Source organism: Pelotomaculum schinkii, from assembly GCF_004369205.1.
GTDB lineage: Bacteria > Bacillota > Desulfotomaculia > Desulfotomaculales > Pelotomaculaceae > Pelotomaculum_C > Pelotomaculum_C schinkii.
In genome coordinates this window covers 95887-112066 of the sequence record NZ_QFGA01000004.1, presented here as the reverse complement: position 1 = coordinate 112066, position 16180 = coordinate 95887, and the positions used below count along the sequence as shown (strand labels likewise).

Annotated in this window: 18 protein-coding genes; 5 read left to right on the top strand and 13 right to left on the bottom strand. The window is 51.8% G+C overall.

The window, feature by feature from the left end; translation table 11 throughout:
• Nucleotides 1-81 precede the first annotated feature (81 nt).
• The 5 genes from Psch_RS19595 (at nucleotide 82) to Psch_RS19575 (ending at nucleotide 4967) form a co-directional block, all read left to right on the top strand.
• Nucleotides 82-684, top strand: coding sequence for a TetR/AcrR family transcriptional regulator (locus tag Psch_RS19595; protein WP_190259417.1), 603 nt, complete (start codon nucleotides 82-84; stop codon nucleotides 682-684).
• Between the two features lie 161 nt (nucleotides 685-845).
• Nucleotides 846-1916, top strand: a complete 1071-nt coding sequence (locus Psch_RS19590; RefSeq protein WP_190259416.1) for an HlyD family secretion protein — start codon at nucleotides 846-848, stop codon at nucleotides 1914-1916.
• A gap of 1 nt (nucleotide 1917) precedes the next feature.
• Nucleotides 1918-2625, top strand: coding sequence for an ATP-binding cassette domain-containing protein (locus tag Psch_RS19585; RefSeq protein WP_190259415.1), 708 nt, complete (start codon nucleotides 1918-1920; stop codon nucleotides 2623-2625).
• A complete protein-coding gene (locus Psch_RS19580; RefSeq protein ID WP_190259414.1) occupies nucleotides 2618-3757 on the top strand; it encodes an ABC transporter permease in 1140 nt (379 codons plus the stop codon). Before Psch_RS19585 ends, Psch_RS19580 begins: the two co-directional genes overlap by 8 nt.
• A 13-nt stretch (nucleotides 3758-3770) precedes the next feature.
• Nucleotides 3771-4967, top strand: coding sequence for an ABC transporter permease (locus Psch_RS19575; protein ID WP_190259413.1), 1197 nt, complete (start codon nucleotides 3771-3773; stop codon nucleotides 4965-4967).
• A gap of 27 nt (nucleotides 4968-4994) precedes the next feature.
• Here Psch_RS19575 and Psch_RS19570 read toward each other — a convergent pair whose 3' ends face one another.
• The 13 genes from Psch_RS19570 to atpB form a co-directional block, all read right to left on the bottom strand.
• Nucleotides 4995-5423 (bottom strand): PIN domain-containing protein, encoded by a 429-nt coding sequence (locus tag Psch_RS19570; RefSeq protein ID WP_190259412.1) that lies wholly within the window; start codon nucleotides 5421-5423, stop codon nucleotides 4995-4997.
• Complete coding sequence (locus tag Psch_RS19565) at nucleotides 5413-5655, bottom strand: CopG family transcriptional regulator (RefSeq protein WP_190259411.1); 243 nt, start codon at nucleotides 5653-5655, stop codon at nucleotides 5413-5415. The genes Psch_RS19570 and Psch_RS19565 overlap by 11 nt, the downstream gene beginning before the upstream one ends.
• A gap of 161 nt (nucleotides 5656-5816) precedes the next feature.
• Nucleotides 5817-6776: a stage II sporulation protein D gene (spoIID, locus tag Psch_RS19560; protein ID WP_190259410.1), complete on the bottom strand. Its 960-nt coding sequence runs from the start codon at nucleotides 6774-6776 to the stop codon at nucleotides 5817-5819.
• 342 nt (nucleotides 6777-7118) lie between these two features.
• Nucleotides 7119-8378 (bottom strand): UDP-N-acetylglucosamine 1-carboxyvinyltransferase, encoded by a 1260-nt coding sequence (murA, locus tag Psch_RS19555; protein WP_190259409.1) that lies wholly within the window; start codon nucleotides 8376-8378, stop codon nucleotides 7119-7121.
• Nucleotides 8379-8391: 13 nt separating this feature from the next.
• The gene (locus tag Psch_RS19550) at nucleotides 8392-9168 is read right to left on the bottom strand and encodes a YwmB family TATA-box binding protein (RefSeq protein WP_190259408.1); all 777 of its coding nucleotides are present in this window, start codon (nucleotides 9166-9168) and stop codon (nucleotides 8392-8394) included.
• Between the two features lie 139 nt (nucleotides 9169-9307).
• Nucleotides 9308-9715, bottom strand: coding sequence for a F0F1 ATP synthase subunit epsilon (locus tag Psch_RS19545; protein WP_190259407.1), 408 nt, complete (start codon nucleotides 9713-9715; stop codon nucleotides 9308-9310).
• Between the two features lie 18 nt (nucleotides 9716-9733).
• Nucleotides 9734-11146 (bottom strand): F0F1 ATP synthase subunit beta, encoded by a 1413-nt coding sequence (gene atpD, locus Psch_RS19540; RefSeq protein ID WP_190259406.1) that lies wholly within the window; start codon nucleotides 11144-11146, stop codon nucleotides 9734-9736.
• A 131-nt stretch (nucleotides 11147-11277) separates the two neighbouring features.
• A complete protein-coding gene (gene atpG / locus Psch_RS19535) occupies nucleotides 11278-12141 on the bottom strand; it encodes an ATP synthase F1 subunit gamma (protein ID WP_134216716.1) in 864 nt (287 codons plus the stop codon).
• Between the two features lie 188 nt (nucleotides 12142-12329).
• Nucleotides 12330-13847, bottom strand: coding sequence for a F0F1 ATP synthase subunit alpha (gene atpA, locus Psch_RS19530; RefSeq protein WP_190259405.1), 1518 nt, complete (start codon nucleotides 13845-13847; stop codon nucleotides 12330-12332).
• Between the two features lie 22 nt (nucleotides 13848-13869).
• Nucleotides 13870-14430, bottom strand: a complete 561-nt coding sequence (locus Psch_RS19525; protein WP_134216718.1) for a F0F1 ATP synthase subunit delta — start codon at nucleotides 14428-14430, stop codon at nucleotides 13870-13872.
• On the bottom strand, nucleotides 14427-14912 hold the full coding sequence (gene atpF, locus Psch_RS19520) for a F0F1 ATP synthase subunit B (RefSeq protein ID WP_243120412.1): 486 nt from the start codon (nucleotides 14910-14912) through the stop codon (nucleotides 14427-14429). The genes Psch_RS19525 and atpF overlap by 4 nt, the downstream gene beginning before the upstream one ends.
• 193 nt (nucleotides 14913-15105) lie before the next feature.
• Nucleotides 15106-15339: a F0F1 ATP synthase subunit C gene (gene atpE / locus Psch_RS19515; protein ID WP_134216720.1), complete on the bottom strand. Its 234-nt coding sequence runs from the start codon at nucleotides 15337-15339 to the stop codon at nucleotides 15106-15108.
• 96 nt (nucleotides 15340-15435) lie between these two features.
• Nucleotides 15436-16170, bottom strand: a complete 735-nt coding sequence (gene atpB, locus Psch_RS19510; protein ID WP_134216721.1) for a F0F1 ATP synthase subunit A — start codon at nucleotides 16168-16170, stop codon at nucleotides 15436-15438.
• Between the last annotated feature and the right edge of the window lie 10 nt (nucleotides 16171-16180).

Below are 16180 nucleotides of genomic sequence, written 5' to 3'. Positions count from 1 at the left end.
TTTTGATCTTGACTTTATGGCAGATTTGGAATATTTTAAAATATAACTGACTGGTCAGTCAGATACGGGAGGGTACGCTATATGAGTCAATTGCCATTTACTGAGGTTTTTAAAGGGGGAAAGGAAGGCAGACAGTATATATTTGAGTCGGCGGCAGGGGTTTTCACCAAAAAGGGCTACCATAAAACCACCGTCGAGGAAATTGCCGCAGCCATCGGCGTATCCAAGGGAACTATTTATTATTACTTTAAGAACAAAGAGGAGCTATACCTGGCCATTATCCGGGAGGGAATCGACCTTTTTCACGAGCAGCTCGCCAAAGCTGCCCAAAGCCCTGCCAGCCCACAGGATAAAATTAGAAAACTAATCCGCGGTCACTTCATTTTCTGCGAAAAAGAAAAAGACCTGGTCTTTCTTTTTCTAAAAGAATTGGGCAGCACCGACTTTAGCAGGGAAATTCTGGCCGACATGCTGGCCAAGTGCCTGCAGGTGTTCCGCAACGTACTCGAGGAAGGGATTGCAAAGAAAGTTTTTCGGCCCGTAAACCCGGAAATAATCACCTCCGCCCTTTTCGGCATGCTTACCATTACTGCATTTCACTACCTCAGCTACTCCCGAGGGATCCCGCTCGAACCGGCCAGCCTTGCCCTCGAAGATATCTTTTTTAACGGGATCTGCCGCTGAAAATGGGCGTAAGGCATAAGGCGTCAGGCGTAAAAACATCTTTTTACGTTGTGTTAACATATGGAAAATTAATGGCTAAAAGACCTCCCTAACTGCGCCCTACGCCCTATGCCTTACGACATCCCGAATTCCTTACTACATATAAGATGGAGGAGTTTCGCATGTTACCGGACGCCTTTGCCAAAATCACACGGGAGAAAGCCGCCGTCTCCGTTATATTTTTGTTTATCATCACAGCAACAATATTTCTCTTCATTTTCCAGGCCAAACATCAAGCCGCTGTCAACAGCGACCATGACAGCCTGACAGCCACCGGGACCGTTGAAGCAAAGAAGGTCATGGCTTCTTTCAAAGTCCCCGGCAAAATAGCCGCCCTCCTGGTTGACGAGGGCGGCAGGGTCGAACAGGGGCAGGAACTGGCCTCCCTCGACAGCCGCGAATTAACGGCCAAACTGATCCAGGCCAAAGGAGCTTTTGAGGCTGCCAGCGCGCAGGCCAGACAGGCCGGCAGTTCCGTGCCTCTGACCAGCCAGCAGGTGGAGACCGCCATAGAGCAGGCCAGGGCCAAGGTCGCGCAGGCGGAAGTGGGCGTGACCGACGCCGGGCAGCAGCTTGAACGGGCGCAGGCATTGCACGACAGCGGCGCTATATCCAATAAAAGTTTTGATGACGCCAAAAACAACTTTGACCTGGCCCAAAACAAGCTGCGCGAGGCACAAAGCGGCCTCGATCAGGCGCTGTCCGCGCGTTTGAAGGTAGAAGCCGCCCAGTCCCAGTATGAAGCCAGCGTAGCCCAGAGCAACCAGGCCGGGGGAGCTGTTGAGGAGGCCCAGGCTTATCTGGACAACACCCTTTTAAAGGCGCCTATATCAGGCTATATTACCCAAAAGCTGCTTGAACAGGGCGAGATGGTCAATGCCGGGACTCCGGTCCTGGAAATCACCGATGTTGAGCATACATACATTAAAATCTTCATCACCGAGAACAAAATAGGGCGTGTCCAACTAGGCCAGGCTGCGGAAGTGACGGTGGATTCATTGCCCGGCCAGGTGATACCGGGGAAGGTGGTCTGGATTAACAACGCCGGGGATTTTGCCGTGCACAGGGCGGTCAACGACCAGTACGAGCACGATGTCCGCAGCTTTGAAGTAAAGGTGGACGTCCCCAACCCGGACCTGGTCTTAAAGACCGGCATGACCGCCCGGGTGAGGCTGGTCGAGGAGGGCGAATAGCGTGGAACCAATAGTAAAAGTAAAAGACCTGGTCCAGAAAAGCAGAAAAAAAATCCTGCTTAACGGCCTTAACCTGGAAGTTTACAGAGGGGAGCTGTTTGGCCTTTTTGGCCCCAGGGGAGCCGGGAAAACAGCCCTGCTGCATATTTTGGCCGGCGTTGACCGGTTCAGTTCGGGAAGTGTGGAAATTCTCGGCCAGGACATCCGCCGTGGAGAAAGCTTCAAAAAAGCTTTGGGCCTGGTAACCCAGCAGCCCAGCCTGTTTGAAGACCTGAACGCGGCGGAAAACCTTGATTTCATCGCCACCCTTAAAGGCTGCCGGCGTGAGAGTGCCCTTGACCTCATCCGGCGCCTTGAGCTGCAGGATTTCTTAAGCGAGCCCTTGCACGACCTGAAACCAGGCCCTTACCAGCGCCTGGCTTTGGCCTGCGCCCTCCTCAACAACCCGTCGTTATTAATTGCCGATGATTTAAGCAACTGCCTTGATCCCTTTTCCACCGCTGTTATCGCCAATGAGCTGACGGGTTTTCTGGCAGGCGGAGGGACTTGCATCTGGGCCTTCAACAATATCAGCCTCTGCGCTTCCATGAGCCGGATCGGCTGGCTGGAGGACGGCGCGTTGTCTTTCTACCAACCGGAAGAAGCCCGCAGGGTTTGGGAGAACCAACGACTGGACAATTTTGCGCAGCCGGGTGGAAGCCATGCCTAAAAAGTGCCTGGCCATCATGCGGCGTGAGTTTTTCTATATGTGGCGCGATCGCAGCCTTCGTTACATACTGTTAATCGGCCCCTTGCTGGGGCTAATCCTGTTTTACGCCACCTACAGCGCCCCGGTGATCAAGGCGATTCCCACAGCGGTCGTCGACCTCGACCGGTCCACGGCCAGCCGGGAACTGAGCGACCAATTCAGAAACACGGAGTATTTAAAAGTTGTAGCTTTCCCGGAAAATTTTGCCGAGGCTGAAAAGCTGCTCCAGGGGGGAAGCGTAACTGTCGGCATCGTTATCCCCGAAGATTTTGCCAGAAACACCTCCCTGGGCCGCCAGAGCAATATCGCCATTATGATTGACGGCAGCAATATCGCCTATGCCACCAACGCCACCAACGCCGTACTGTTGGTCACCCGCGCCATCAGCGCCAAGATCGGCGTTAAAACCCTGGTGGCCCGCGGCATTCAACTGACCGAGGCCCAGGAGGCCTACCAGTCAATCACCTTTCGTGAAGAGGGATGGTTCAACCCCGCTTTAAACTATGCCTACTTTCTGGTACTGGCGCTGGCTCTCAATTTTTGGCAGCAATGCTGCATGCTGGCCGCTTGCATGAACGTAATCGGTGAAACCGGCATGAATAGCCGGCTTCAGCTAAAAGCGATGGGGGTGTCAAAACTGCAGTTGTTCGCCGGCAAGTCGGTGGCGCACATCGCAGCTTTTATGATCATGGCGCTCCCCATTTACGCCCTGTCCTTTTACATCTTTAAGCTTCCCCTGCAATGCAGTTTCCGGCTGCTTTTCCTGTTCACCCTGGTTTTTGCCGTCTCGCTGCACAGCATCGGGACCCTGATGTCGAGTTTCTCCAACAGCGCCGTCAACGCTTCCAGGTTCGGCATGATTATTGCGTTGCCGTCATTTGTCCTGTGCGGCTATACCTGGCCCCTTGAGGCCATGCCGCACTACCTCCAGCAGCTGGTCAAGGTCCTGCCGCAGACCTGGTTTTTTCAAGGACTTAATTACCTGACCTTTAAAAATCCCGGCTGGGGCTTTATATCTCATTATTTTCTGGCAATGATCGTGATCGCCCTGGTATGCTACGGTACAGCAGCCATAATAACTTCCAGGAACTAGGGGGCCTTTTGGTTTGAGGCAGATATTAAACATCGCTATATTTGAAATGAGACAGGTCTTCAAAGACAAAATCCTCGCCTTGATGGTATTCGCCGTACCTCTGCTGTACGCCGTCCTGTTCGGGATCGTTTACGCTTCGGCCGTTCTAACCGATATTCCTTTGGGCATTGTGGACCTGGACCAATCCCCCTTAAGCCGCGAGGTAGCCGACGCCTTTGCCAACAGCCCACGGTTTAAGGTGATCCATGAGGTAGACAGCTATGCCCGGTTGGAAGAAGGGATGAAAACCGGGACCGTACGGGCCGGCGTGGTGATCCCTGAGGATTTTGCGGCAGATGTAGCCCAGCACAGGCAAACAGCGATCCTCACAGTATATGACGCCTCCAACCTGATCTGGGGCTTTAATATCCGCAAGTACACGATGGAAGTGGTGAACAGTTTCAGCGCCGCCCACACCGCAGCCTTCCTGGCCGGGCTGGGACTTCCCGCGCGGGAAATCAACAATATTCTAAACACCGTATCCTGCAATATCGAGGTTTGGTACAACCCCACCTACAGCTATACCACCTATATGTTAATCGGGCTGGTGGTGTTAATCATTCACCAGATCTGTCTTTTATGCGTCAGCCTTACCGTTACCAGGGAAAAGGAGCGCAATACCTGGGTACAGTATCTGGCCGCCCCGGTTCCTCCCTGGAAAATCTTTTTGGGCAAGTCGCTCCCATACTTTTTAAGCAGCATGTTGAACTTTGGCCTGTTGATATGGTTTATCTACCGCCTGCTGCACGTAAAAGTCGAGGGCTCTATGCCGCTGGTGGGGGCTATGGGTTTAATCTTTGCTGCGCTCATTATCTCAGCAGGATTTTACCTGTCCGTCCGGGCTGCTAACTCATTGCAGGTGACCAGGTACATCATGCTCCTTTCCGTTCCCTTTTTCATCATCTCCGGCTACGTCTGGCCCAAGACCCAAATCCCGTCTCTGGTGAACGGACTGACCGCAATTCTGCCTTACAGCTGGATGGCGGAAGCCATGCGACTGGTAACCGTGAAAAATCTGGGTTTAGAGGCCATCCAGGTCCACGCCCTGGCGCTCTCCGCTATGGCGATACTTTGCGCGCTGCTGGCCGCAACCTTTAAAAAACGCATAAAACCACCGGATGGCGGCGGCCCGGTGGTCAACAACGGCGCTTATACTCCCCGGAGAAGCTAGAGGAAATAAGGTCATTATCGAAATGGATTAAATAAATGGATTTTGCGCCTTAACGCCTTCATAAAATTGGCCATTGTTGAGATCTTCGGTCAAAAGCACGGTACAGCCCAATTTTTTGGCGCTGCATATGATCATAGCATCCCAAAAGGACAACCTGTTTCGTTGTTGAATATCAATGGCTTCCAGGATATCATCCACATCCGGTACGTGCAGCCGCCATTGCGATAAATCCGAAATGATCCTGGCGGTTATCTCCGGCTGTAGCGGATTGGGTACTTTATGCGCTACTGTCACATAAAACTCCTGTAGTACCTGAATGCTAAGGCAACCATAGCCGGAATTCCAAAGCTCACCGATAAGTGTTTTGGCCTGGTTGTGCTTATATCCTGCGGCGCTATCATGAGCATAAACCAGAATATTTGTATCTACGAACTGCCAAACCGGATTATCGCTCATGAATATCTCCTCTTGACCAGCTTATACTGCCATTTGTCCCCAGGTTGGGAACATTACTTAAAATAGCCATGTGGCGTTGACGCGCTTTTTTATAAGAATCTTCTTTCCTGACCATATCTTCTAATGTCCTGGCCAAAAGACCGGATACCGAGATCTGCTTTTCTACGGCAATATGTTTTACTTTTAGCAAGACATCCTTGGGCAAAGATAGCGTTATATTTTGATACTCCACTCAAAACACCTCCACGCAAATAAGTGTAGCACGAAAACAAGTGAAAAGCAATAGGATTAGGATTTTGCCGCCCAATGCAGCATTTGTGCGGTAAATTTGCACCGCATGCAAAAGGCAGCGCAGCATGTTGTTTTCATGAGGGCACCGGTTAGCGGCGGCGCCTAGTTTTCAAGGCCGGTTATTTCCACCCCGCTGTAGTAATGCCCCAGGATGGTCCGGTAAGTGTAGCCGTGCTCGGCCATCCCCTTGGCTCCGTACTGGCACATACCTACTCCATGGCCATAGCCGGTGGTGGTAAAGGTTATAGAACCGTCCTGCAGCTTCCAGGTGAAATTGGTTGAGCGCAAGCCCAAGAGATCCCTGACCGATACGGCCGGAAACTGCTGGCCGTCGACAACCAGGGTTTTCGGCCTGCCGGAAGACGTCCTTTCGATCACCTTCATCTCACCCGCGGCTTTGTTACCTGAAGCCGGTACGGCTGCCAGTGTTGTACCCAGCGCCTGGTCTACCTGTTCCAAACTGATGGATACTGCTTGCACCGATTGCGGGTCGTCTTCGTAAGGACAGGGGACACTGCGCAGGTAGGGGACCTGGAACTTCCAGACATCTTCCGAGTTCTCAGTTTTACCCCCGCAGGCAGCATGATAAGCCGGGTCGATTAACTGCTCCTGATAAGTCAGGACCTCCCCCCTGGTTTCATCCACCGCTGTTTTCACTTTGTAGAAATATTTGTAGTAATACAAGGTACCCCAGCGCTCTTTCAGCTCCTCCCTGGACAGCCAGGCCTGACCGTGACGGTGATCATCGCAGAGATCAGCGCCCGGGTGCAGGGGATTGGCCACACCCCCGGTACCCATGCGTTTAACGGCGTAGGTCCTGGCTGCAACGGCCTGGGCCTTTAAGGCTTCGAGCGGGAACTCAGCCGGCATCTCCGCAGCCACCACGCCAATCAGATACTCTTCCAACTGTATCTTCTTGATCTTATTTTCCTGGTGCAGGTACAACCTTACCGTACTTGTTGCGTAACCGAACTTGGCAGGCGACTGCCTGTTCATGAAATGGGGAAGAATAAACAGCAGGGCAGCTGCCAGCAGCAGGGAACCTATTGTCAACCGGCGCATAGGGGACACCCCGTTACCTAACTCATTAGTAATAAATGTATATTTTAAGGACTGGCATATTATACCATAAATTGGTTAATCAACTGACAAAATCATTAGGAAGCAGGGGGACGGTTCTTTTGCTTCCTTTCTTTTGCTTCCTTAGAAAATAACTATACAGCTACTTAAGCCCACAGAGCGAATCCTTAAAAATGCAGGTGTGAATCCTTCGTACAGAAATTACGTTAGTTACCCAAGTCCGGCGCCGGCGCGCCGTGTGCGATTGATTGCACCTGCATCGTTTGGTGCTTTCACGATTATGTGGCGCCGCCGGCTGGTATGGGCGGCTACCTTGGGAACGGTTCAGGAAACCACTGCCGACCTCTGGATATCAGCGCCCAAGCCCCTCAGCTTTTCCTCCAGGCGGTCATAGCCACGGTCGATATGGAATATATTGCCGATTTCCGTGCGGCCTTCCGCGGCCAGACCCGCCAACACCAGCGCCGCTCCTGCCCGCAGGTCGGTGGCTTTAACGGGGGCGCCGGTCAGCCGGGGCACCCCCTGCACAACCGCGGTGCGGCCTTCTATTTTTATCCTGGCCCCCATTCTCTTGAGTTCATTGGCGTGCATAAACCGGTTCTCAAAGACAGTTTCGGTGATCATACTGGTTCCCCTGGCCAGGCAAAGAACAGCCATCAACTGGGCCTGCATATCGGTGGGAAAGCCCGGATAGGGCATGGTCTTGATGTCAACGGGCTGCAGTTCGCTGTCGCTCGAAACCCTGATGGAGTTTTCATTCTCTTCCACCCTTACCCCCGCCTCCCTTAACTTGGCGGTAACAGGTTTGAGGTGGTCGCAGATGACGTTGTCAACCAGCACATCTCCTCCGGTTATGGCCACCGCCGTCAGAAAAGTGCCGGCCTCGATCCGGTCCGGGATTACGGTATGTACGGTTCCGCTGAGCCTGGGTACCCCTTCCACCCTGATTATTTTGGTGCCCGCCCCTTTGATGCGGGCGCCCATAGCGTTTAAAAAATTAACCAGGTCTACAATCTCAGGTTCTTCCGCGGCATTTTCTATCACTGTGGCGCCTCTGGCCAGGCTGGCGGCCATGATCAGGTTTTCTGTGGCGCCGACACTTGGAAAATCAAGATATATCTGGCTTCCCTTGAGCCTTTCCGCTACCGCTTCGATACAGCCATGGCCATATATTATTTTAGCTCCCAGCGCTTTAAAACCCTTCAAGTGCAGGTCGATTGGCCTGGTACCGATGGCGCAGCCACCCGGCAAGGGCATTACCGCCCTGCCGGCCCGGGCCAAAAGCGGCCCCATCACCAGAAAAGACGCGCGCATCAGGCGCACGTACTCATACGGGGCTTCAACTTGTTTCAGGTCCGGGACAGAAATGTTTATTTCCTTATCACCACGGCATACTCGGGCGCCCAATTTTTCAATAACCCTGCAGATGCTGGCTACATCTGCGAGATTGGGGATATCTTGCAGCGTACAGGCGCACTCCGACAACAGAGACGCTGCAATAATGGGCAGGACTGCGTTTTTGGCGCCGCTTACCTTCACGGTTCCTCTAAGGCTGGCCCCGCCGCGTACGATCAGTTTTTCCAAAATACTCTCCGCCTTAATATTCCGTATAAATTACCGGTGAAGCCACGTATACATAGGTGGCCTGTTCCTGGATATTGCTGCGAAAGGCCACGTTAAGATTGACCTCTTTGCCGTCGTAGCTCAAACCGTCAGGCAGGTTATCGCTGTGTCCGGTAAGGCTGACCAGGTTATCTTTGACCGTCTTTTCCTGAATGGTGGCGCCGGCCCCGGCCATGACTTCCTCAGCCCTGGTCAACAATTCCTCCTGGTTTAACGCCCAGTTGATTTTCCCGGTGTAAGTCAGGGCCACGTACTCGTCAGCGCTCTGCGTTATTAAAGCCTGCCGGATTTTTTCCTTATAGTAGCCGGCTTTACCGGCCTCCGTTCCAAGGCTGATCATTAAGTGAGTAACTTTTTGGCCTTGCAAGAGTTCCATGGTCTGGCCAAGAACTGCTCCAGTGGCGCCTCCGGGCATGGTTCCCTGGACTTTGACACCCCTGGCGTATGCGTTCTCCCACGTTTCCATGGGCCGTCCTTCCTCAAGTGTTAACAACCCAGCGGTATGATTGACCAAAACTTCCAAGGCCATTTCCTCCGGAGCATCAACTCTTGCCCAACCGGTTACGTTAACAGACTGCAATTCGGCTCCGCTAAGTCTCATCATATCCATCAGGGAACGCTCTTCCCGGTATGACGCCAACATCTTCAGGCCCGTCGGAGCCAGCGCCAGGGCAATAACTATAAGGACAATCAGCATGGCAAGTATATACTTCTTTTTTGGGGGACAGTCCCTGAGAAATACTCTCAGCATAAGTGGTAACCTCCAAAAGTACAGCATTATATTTATACTCTATTATTTCCAATTATTTCTACTGCAATACGAAATAAAAAAATACCCGGGGCAAATTGCTCCGGGTCCGGTAGGGTAAATCTTCTTTTTTAGTAGTAATCTACTTGTCGTTTGCAGCTCTTAAGCGCATTATTGCCCGCTTAAGAGCCAGCTCCGCCCGCAGCACGTCCAGGTCGGCGGCTTTTGCGGCCAGCCTGTCCTCGGCCCGCTTCTTGGCCTTTTCGGCCCGGGCTACGTCGATCTCGTCAGCCCTCTCAGCCGAGGTGGCCAGGACCGTAACCCTGCTGTTGCGGACTTCCATAAATCCGCCGCTTACGACAACCTTGATAAAGTCGCGGTCCTGCTGAATTCTCAGGACGCCGATGTTAAGAGATGTAATAAGCGGGGCGTGCTCCGGCAGGATACCCAATTCGCCGTCAGTCCCGGGCGCAACCAGAAATTTCACGTCCTCGCTGAATACCTTTCTCTGAGGAGTTACGATTTCCAGTCGTTGGCTTTTTTCCGACATATTGCGCACTCCCCTCTATTAACCGGCTAATTCTTTGGCTTTTTCCACAACGTCTTCTATACTCCCCGCCCAGAAAAAGGCATCCTCCGGCAAATCGTCATGTTTGCCGTCAAGGATCTCCTTGAAGCTGCGAATAGTATCTTTAATTGAAACAAATACCCCGGACCTGCCGGTAAAGGCTTCGGCCACGTGGAATGGTTGCGACAGGAACCTCTGCATTTTCCGGGCGCGGGCCACCAACAGCTTGTCATCGTCTGAAAGTTCTTCCATACCAAGAATAGCGATGATGTCCTGAAGTTCCTTGTAACGCTGGAGCACCTTCTGAACACCCCTGGCAACAGCATAGTGGTCATTTCCCACGATCAGCGGGTCAAGGATCCTTGATGTCGAGTCGAGCGGATCCACTGCCGGATAAATGCCGAGCTCGGAAATTTGGCGGGAAAGAACAACCGTGCCGTCCAGGTGGGCAAACGTGGTTGCCGGGGCCGGGTCGGTCAGGTCATCGGCTGGCACGTAAACGGCCTGCACTGAGGTAACCGAACCTTTCTGGGTCGAGGTAATCCGCTCCTGCATCTGTCCCATCTCAGTGGCCAGGGTCGGCTGGTAACCCACCGCAGAAGGCATCCGGCCAAGCAGCGCCGAAACCTCGGAGCCGGCCTGGGTAAAACGGAAGATATTGTCAATAAAGATCAGCGTGTCGGCGCCTTCTTCATCACGGAAGTACTCTGCCAGGCACAGGCCGGTCAGAGCTACCCGGAGACGGGCGCCCGGCGGTTCGTTCATCTGGCCGAACACCATCGTGGTTTTGTCCAGAACGCCGGATTCAGTCATTTCATTATAAAGGTCGTTTCCTTCACGGGTACGCTCACCCACACCGGCAAACACCGAGATACCGCCGTGTTGTTTGGCAATATTATTGATTAACTCCTGAACAATAACGGTCTTGCCTACGCCTGCGCCGCCAAACAGTCCAATCTTACCGCCCTTTAAGAAGGGAACCAGCAAGTCAATAACCTTGATACCGGTTTCAAGCTGCTCCACCTTGGTTGACTGCTCCACCAGAGGAGGCGCCGGACGGTGGATGGGATATTTCATGTCACTGTTTACAGGTCCCTTACCATCGATAGGTTCACCCAGAACATCGACAAGCCGGCCCAAAGCAGCCCTGCCTACCGGAACTGTAATAGGTGCGCCTGTATCTACAGCCTCCATGCCCCGTACCAGACCGTCGGTAGCGGACATGGCCACGGTACGGACCATGTTGTTTCCCAGGTGTGAGGCTACTTCCAGGGTAAGGTCGATTTTCCTGCCGAACATGTCTTCCTTGTCACTCTTAATTTTGATGGCATTATAAATTTCAGGCACCTGGCCGGGTGGAAAGCTGATGTCCACCACAACGCCGATAACCTGCACAACTTTACCAACGTTCATTCGCTTCTCTTACCTCCTTCACAACAACTTAAACCACGATCCGAATTTACAGGAATTAATATCTTGGGTGAATGCATTCACACTTACGTAGATCCATTCACTGTTAATCCCGTAATTTTGCAACAATTGTGTTACTCTAAAGCCGCAACGCCGCCGACAATCTCGGAAATTTCCTTGGTGATCTGGGCCTGGCGGGCTCGGTTCATGGACAATGTAAGGTTGTCGATCATTTCTGAAGCACTCTTTGTGGCGTTTTCCATGGCTGTCATTTGAGCGCTGTAAAAACCGGCTTTCGTCTCTAAAAGCCCCTGGTAAATAGCGTTCTCAATGTATTTGGGCAGCAACTCGGCCAGTACCGCCTCAGGCGAGGGCTCAAAAATATAAGAGACCTTCTTCGCTTCGTCGGCACCCTCTGCTTCTGTTGGCGGCTCGGCCGGCAACAGCTTTACGACAACCGGCTTTTGTACCAGCACATTGACAAACTGGCTGTAAATCAGGTACACCACATCATAGTCCTGGTTCGAGTACTTATCAATCACATAGGAAGCGATTTCCCTTACCGTGCCGTATTTGATGTCGTCGCCCAACCCAATGTACTGCTTGGCGATATTGAATCCACGCCGCACAAAAAAGTCACGGCTTTTACGACCGATGGTAACAAGGCTTACTTCTGCGCTCGCTGCCTTAAGTTCCTGGGTCGCACGTTTGATCACATTGCTGTTGAAGCCGCCGCAAAGTCCCCGGTCGGCTGATATAACGATATATGCTGCTTTCTTCGGCTCGCGCACCTCCAACAGCGGGTTATTAACCCCAGCGGAGGCCACGGCTACCCGCCCAAGAACACTTTTTATCCGCTTGGAATACGGTCTGGCAAGTGTCACAGCTTCCTGTGCCTTGCGCATTTTAGCAGCCGAAACGGCTTTCATGGCCTTGGTAATCTGCTGCATGTTTTGGGTGCTTTTGATACGGCGCCGAAGATCTCGCAAATTTGGCATCTACTTTTTCACCACCTTTTACATTCGGCAGTAGGTAGCCGGCAGCAGGTCTAAAACTTGATGCCCCAAAGCCGCTACCTTAAAATCGGTCGTCAGTCGTCAGATGTCAGACGTCGGATTTAAGTTGGAATTCGCTTTGCGAATTCTTTTTATTCTGACTTCTGATTTCTGACCTCCGACTTCTGTTACTACAGGCCACGTGCAGTTTTGAAACCACTCTTGAATTCTTCTACGGCTGCACGCAGTTCTTTTTCAACAGCTGCAAATTCTCCGGTTTTTCTGATGGTTTCACCTATACTGGGCTTGTTAGCCTTCATGAATTTCAACAATTCCGCTTCAAAAGGTTGTACCGCTTCTATCGGCATATCGTCCAGATAACCATTGGCAGCGGCATAAATGCTCATGATCTGCTCTTCAACCGGCATAGGTACGTACTGTCCCTGTTTTAACAATTCCGTCATACGCTCGCCGCGGGTCAGCCTGGCCTGGGTAGATTTATCCAGGTCGGAACCGAACTGGGCAAAGGCGGCCAGTTCGCGATACTGGGCCAGGTCAAGGCGGAGGCTGCCGGCAATCTTTTTCATGCCTTTCACCTGTGCGGAGCCACCCACACGGGATACCGAGATACCCACGTTAACAGCGGGCCGTACACCGGCGTAGAAAAGGTCGGGCTCAAGGAAGATCTGGCCGTCGGTGATGGAGATAACGTTAGTTGGAATATATGCGGAAACGTCGCCAGCCTGGGTCTCGATAATGGGCAGAGCCGTCATGGAGCCTGCGCCAAGGTCGTCGGACAGCTTGCAGGCACGCTCCAACAACCGGCTGTGCAGGTTGAATACGTCTCCTGGATAGGCCTCACGTCCGGGCGGCCGGCGCAATAGAAGTGACATTTCACGATAAGCGGTAGCCTGCTTGGACAGGTCGTCATAAACAATCAGGACATGTTTGCCCTGAGCCATGAACTCTTCACCAATAGCTGCCCCGGCGAATGGAGCGATATAGAGCATCGGGGATGGGTCAGATGCAGTGGCGGAAACGATGATGGTATAGTCCATAGCCCCTGTATCCTGCAGTTTTTGCATTACGTTAGCCACAGTAGACTGTTTCTGTCCAATAGCCACATAAATACAAATGACATCCCCGCCTTTTTGATTGATGATAGCGTCAACGGCGATGGCGGTCTTACCGGTCTGGCGGTCACCGAGGATAAGTTCCCGCTGGCCGCGGCCGATAGGAATCATAGAGTCGATAGCCTTGATCCCGGTCTGCAGAGGCTGGTGCACCGATTTACGGAACATAACACCGGGGGCGATTTTCTCTACCGGGTTAAATTTGTCGCTGTTAATGGGTCCTTTGCCATCCAGCGGCTGGCCCAGGGGGTTGACTACACGGCCGATCAGGACGTCACCTACAGGTACGGATATAATCCGGCCGGTGCGCTTGACCGTGTCCCCCTCCTTAATATGCTTATAAGGCCCGAGAATAACGCAGCCGATGTTGTCCTGCTCCAGGTTGAGGGCCATCCCCAGCACACCGCCGGGGAATTCCAGCAGCTCCATGGACATACAGTCCATCAAGCCGTATACACGGGCGATACCGTCACCGACATTGATTACGGTACCGACATCCGTCATCTCGATCTGGGCCTGGTACTTATCTATCTGCTGCCGAATAATCGAGCTGATTTCTTCAGGTCGCAAATTCATTCACTGGTTCACCCCTATCTAGTTAACTTATTGCCTTCAGGCGATCTTTCAGGGTAGTCAATCTGGTCTTAACACTGCCGTCTATAATTTTATCCCCCATACGCACTATAACCCCGCCTATGATAGACGGGTCAACAGCATAAGAGGTCTGTACTTTTTTACCGGTCAGCCTGGCCAGGATGCTGCTCAGTTCGCCCTTTTCCGCATCGTTCAACTCAACCGCCGTGGTTACCCTGGCATCAATGATGCCCCGGTCAGCATTGGCCAATGCCACAAACTCATCGACAATGTCGCCAAAATAAGTCTCCCGCCGGCGATCTACCAACAAGGCAAGAAAGTTACCCGTGACTTCAGATATTTTCCCTTTAAAAAGCTGGTCTAATAATTCCTTCTTGGCTGCAGCGGTGATTTGCGGGTGGTAAAGCAGCCTCTGCAGTTCAATGTTTTCGTCCAGGATGCCTCTGACCTCTTTAAGTTCGGACTCAATCCTGTCGACCATGCTCTTGTACTTCGGTAAGGTTTTCTCCTCAGATGCAATATCATATAAAGCTTGCGCGTAACGTCCCGCTACAGGGCCCCTCATTGCAGTTCCCCTGCCTCTTTAATAAAGTTATCAATCAAACTGCGCTGGATCTGGTCATCCATATTTTTATCAATGATCTTACCAGCAACCAGTACGGACAGGGAAGCAACCTGGTCACGCAGTTCTGCAATCGCCTTTTGCTTTTCACGTTCAATTTCCGCCAGGGCGGCGTCTTTAATCTTGGCAGCCTCTTTTTTGCTGTTTTCAATGATTTCCAAAGCCTGGTCTTCACCGGCCTTGGTAGCCTTCTGGATAATTTCCTGGGCCTGCTCGCGGGAGCGGCGCATTTCAGCCTCGTAGCCCGCTTTCAATTGTTCCGCCTGCTGCCTTTCCTGTTCGGCAGCGGCGATGTTGCTGGCAATATGTTCCGACCGGTCAGCCAAAAGCTTAGCCAGCGGCTTATAAGCAACTAAGCGCAAGAAAACTAATAAAATTATAAAATCAAATATCTGCGCCAGTACTGTAGCGTTAAATTCTAACACTCGTTCCCCTCCTTCCATCTCCCGGTGGACAAAAGGAAGGCGATAGCATTTTGGTCGTGGGTCGTGAGCCGTGGGGTCGTTGGTCATTGATTAAAGATGAAAGATTTCAGAAAGACAACATCTTTCCCAACGACTCACTTCCAACCACACACGACCATTATGCTATGCCTTTTTTGCCTTGACACATGCCTTCTTAGGCAGCTTTGCCCAAAAGTATAAAGGCGATAACGACCGCAATAATGGGCATAGCTTCGATCAGACCCACTGAAATAAACATGGTGGTCATAATGGAACCCTTAGCCTCCGGCTGACGGGCAAGACCTTGTACGGCGTTGCCGGTAACCATACCGTCACCAATACCTGCGCCAAGGGCGGCCAGGCCTACTGCGAGAGCCGCTCCTAGAGCAGCGCCAGCTCCTAATTCCATGCATTTCCCCTCCTTTCCAAGGTAAATTTAATCCATTGTTAACTAAGTAGTTGGATCATAAAGCAAATCCAAGCTCGTAAATCAATCTATTAAATTCTAGTGCTCATCAGATACAGCCTGCCCTACATACGCTATGCTGAGCATGGTGAAAATAAAGGCCTGTATACAACCCACGAAGATACTAAAAGCAAGCCATACTACGGAAGCGATAAAACCCCCAAAGACATGGATCCACCCTCCCAGCATGCCCAGCAGGACGGCAATCAGCACTTCCCCGGCGTATATGTTCCCATAAAGACGGAAAGTCAGCGTAACGGGCTTGGCTAAGTCTTCAATGATTGTAATGGGAAGGAAGAATACGAATGGCTTCAGATAGTGTTTAAAGTAACCAAGACCTTTGTACCGGATACCAAAGATATAAATCAGTATGAAGGTACACAGGGCGAGGCCAAACGTCGTATTATAATCTGCTGTCGGAGAACTGAGGGTAGGTACGAGACCAATTAAGTTGGCGAACAAAATAAAAATAAAATAGGTTATTACAATTGGGAGCAGGGCTAAGCCTATCTTGGGGTTCATATTATCATTGACCAGACCTCTGATAAACTCCCACATCATCTCCATGATGTTCTGCGCCCCTCTGGGTCTGCGCATGTCCATGCCTCTAGTCGCAGCCACAACAAAAAGAATTACCAGGAGCATGGTAATCCAGGTCAGGATCAAGGTTTTTGGATTGAAAGCCAGGGTGGTGTTGCCTACCACTAGATCCCATGTATCGTGCGGCCATCCCCATATGTTTAGCTCGTGTTCAACTTCTTCGAAACTCAACATAACTCTTTTC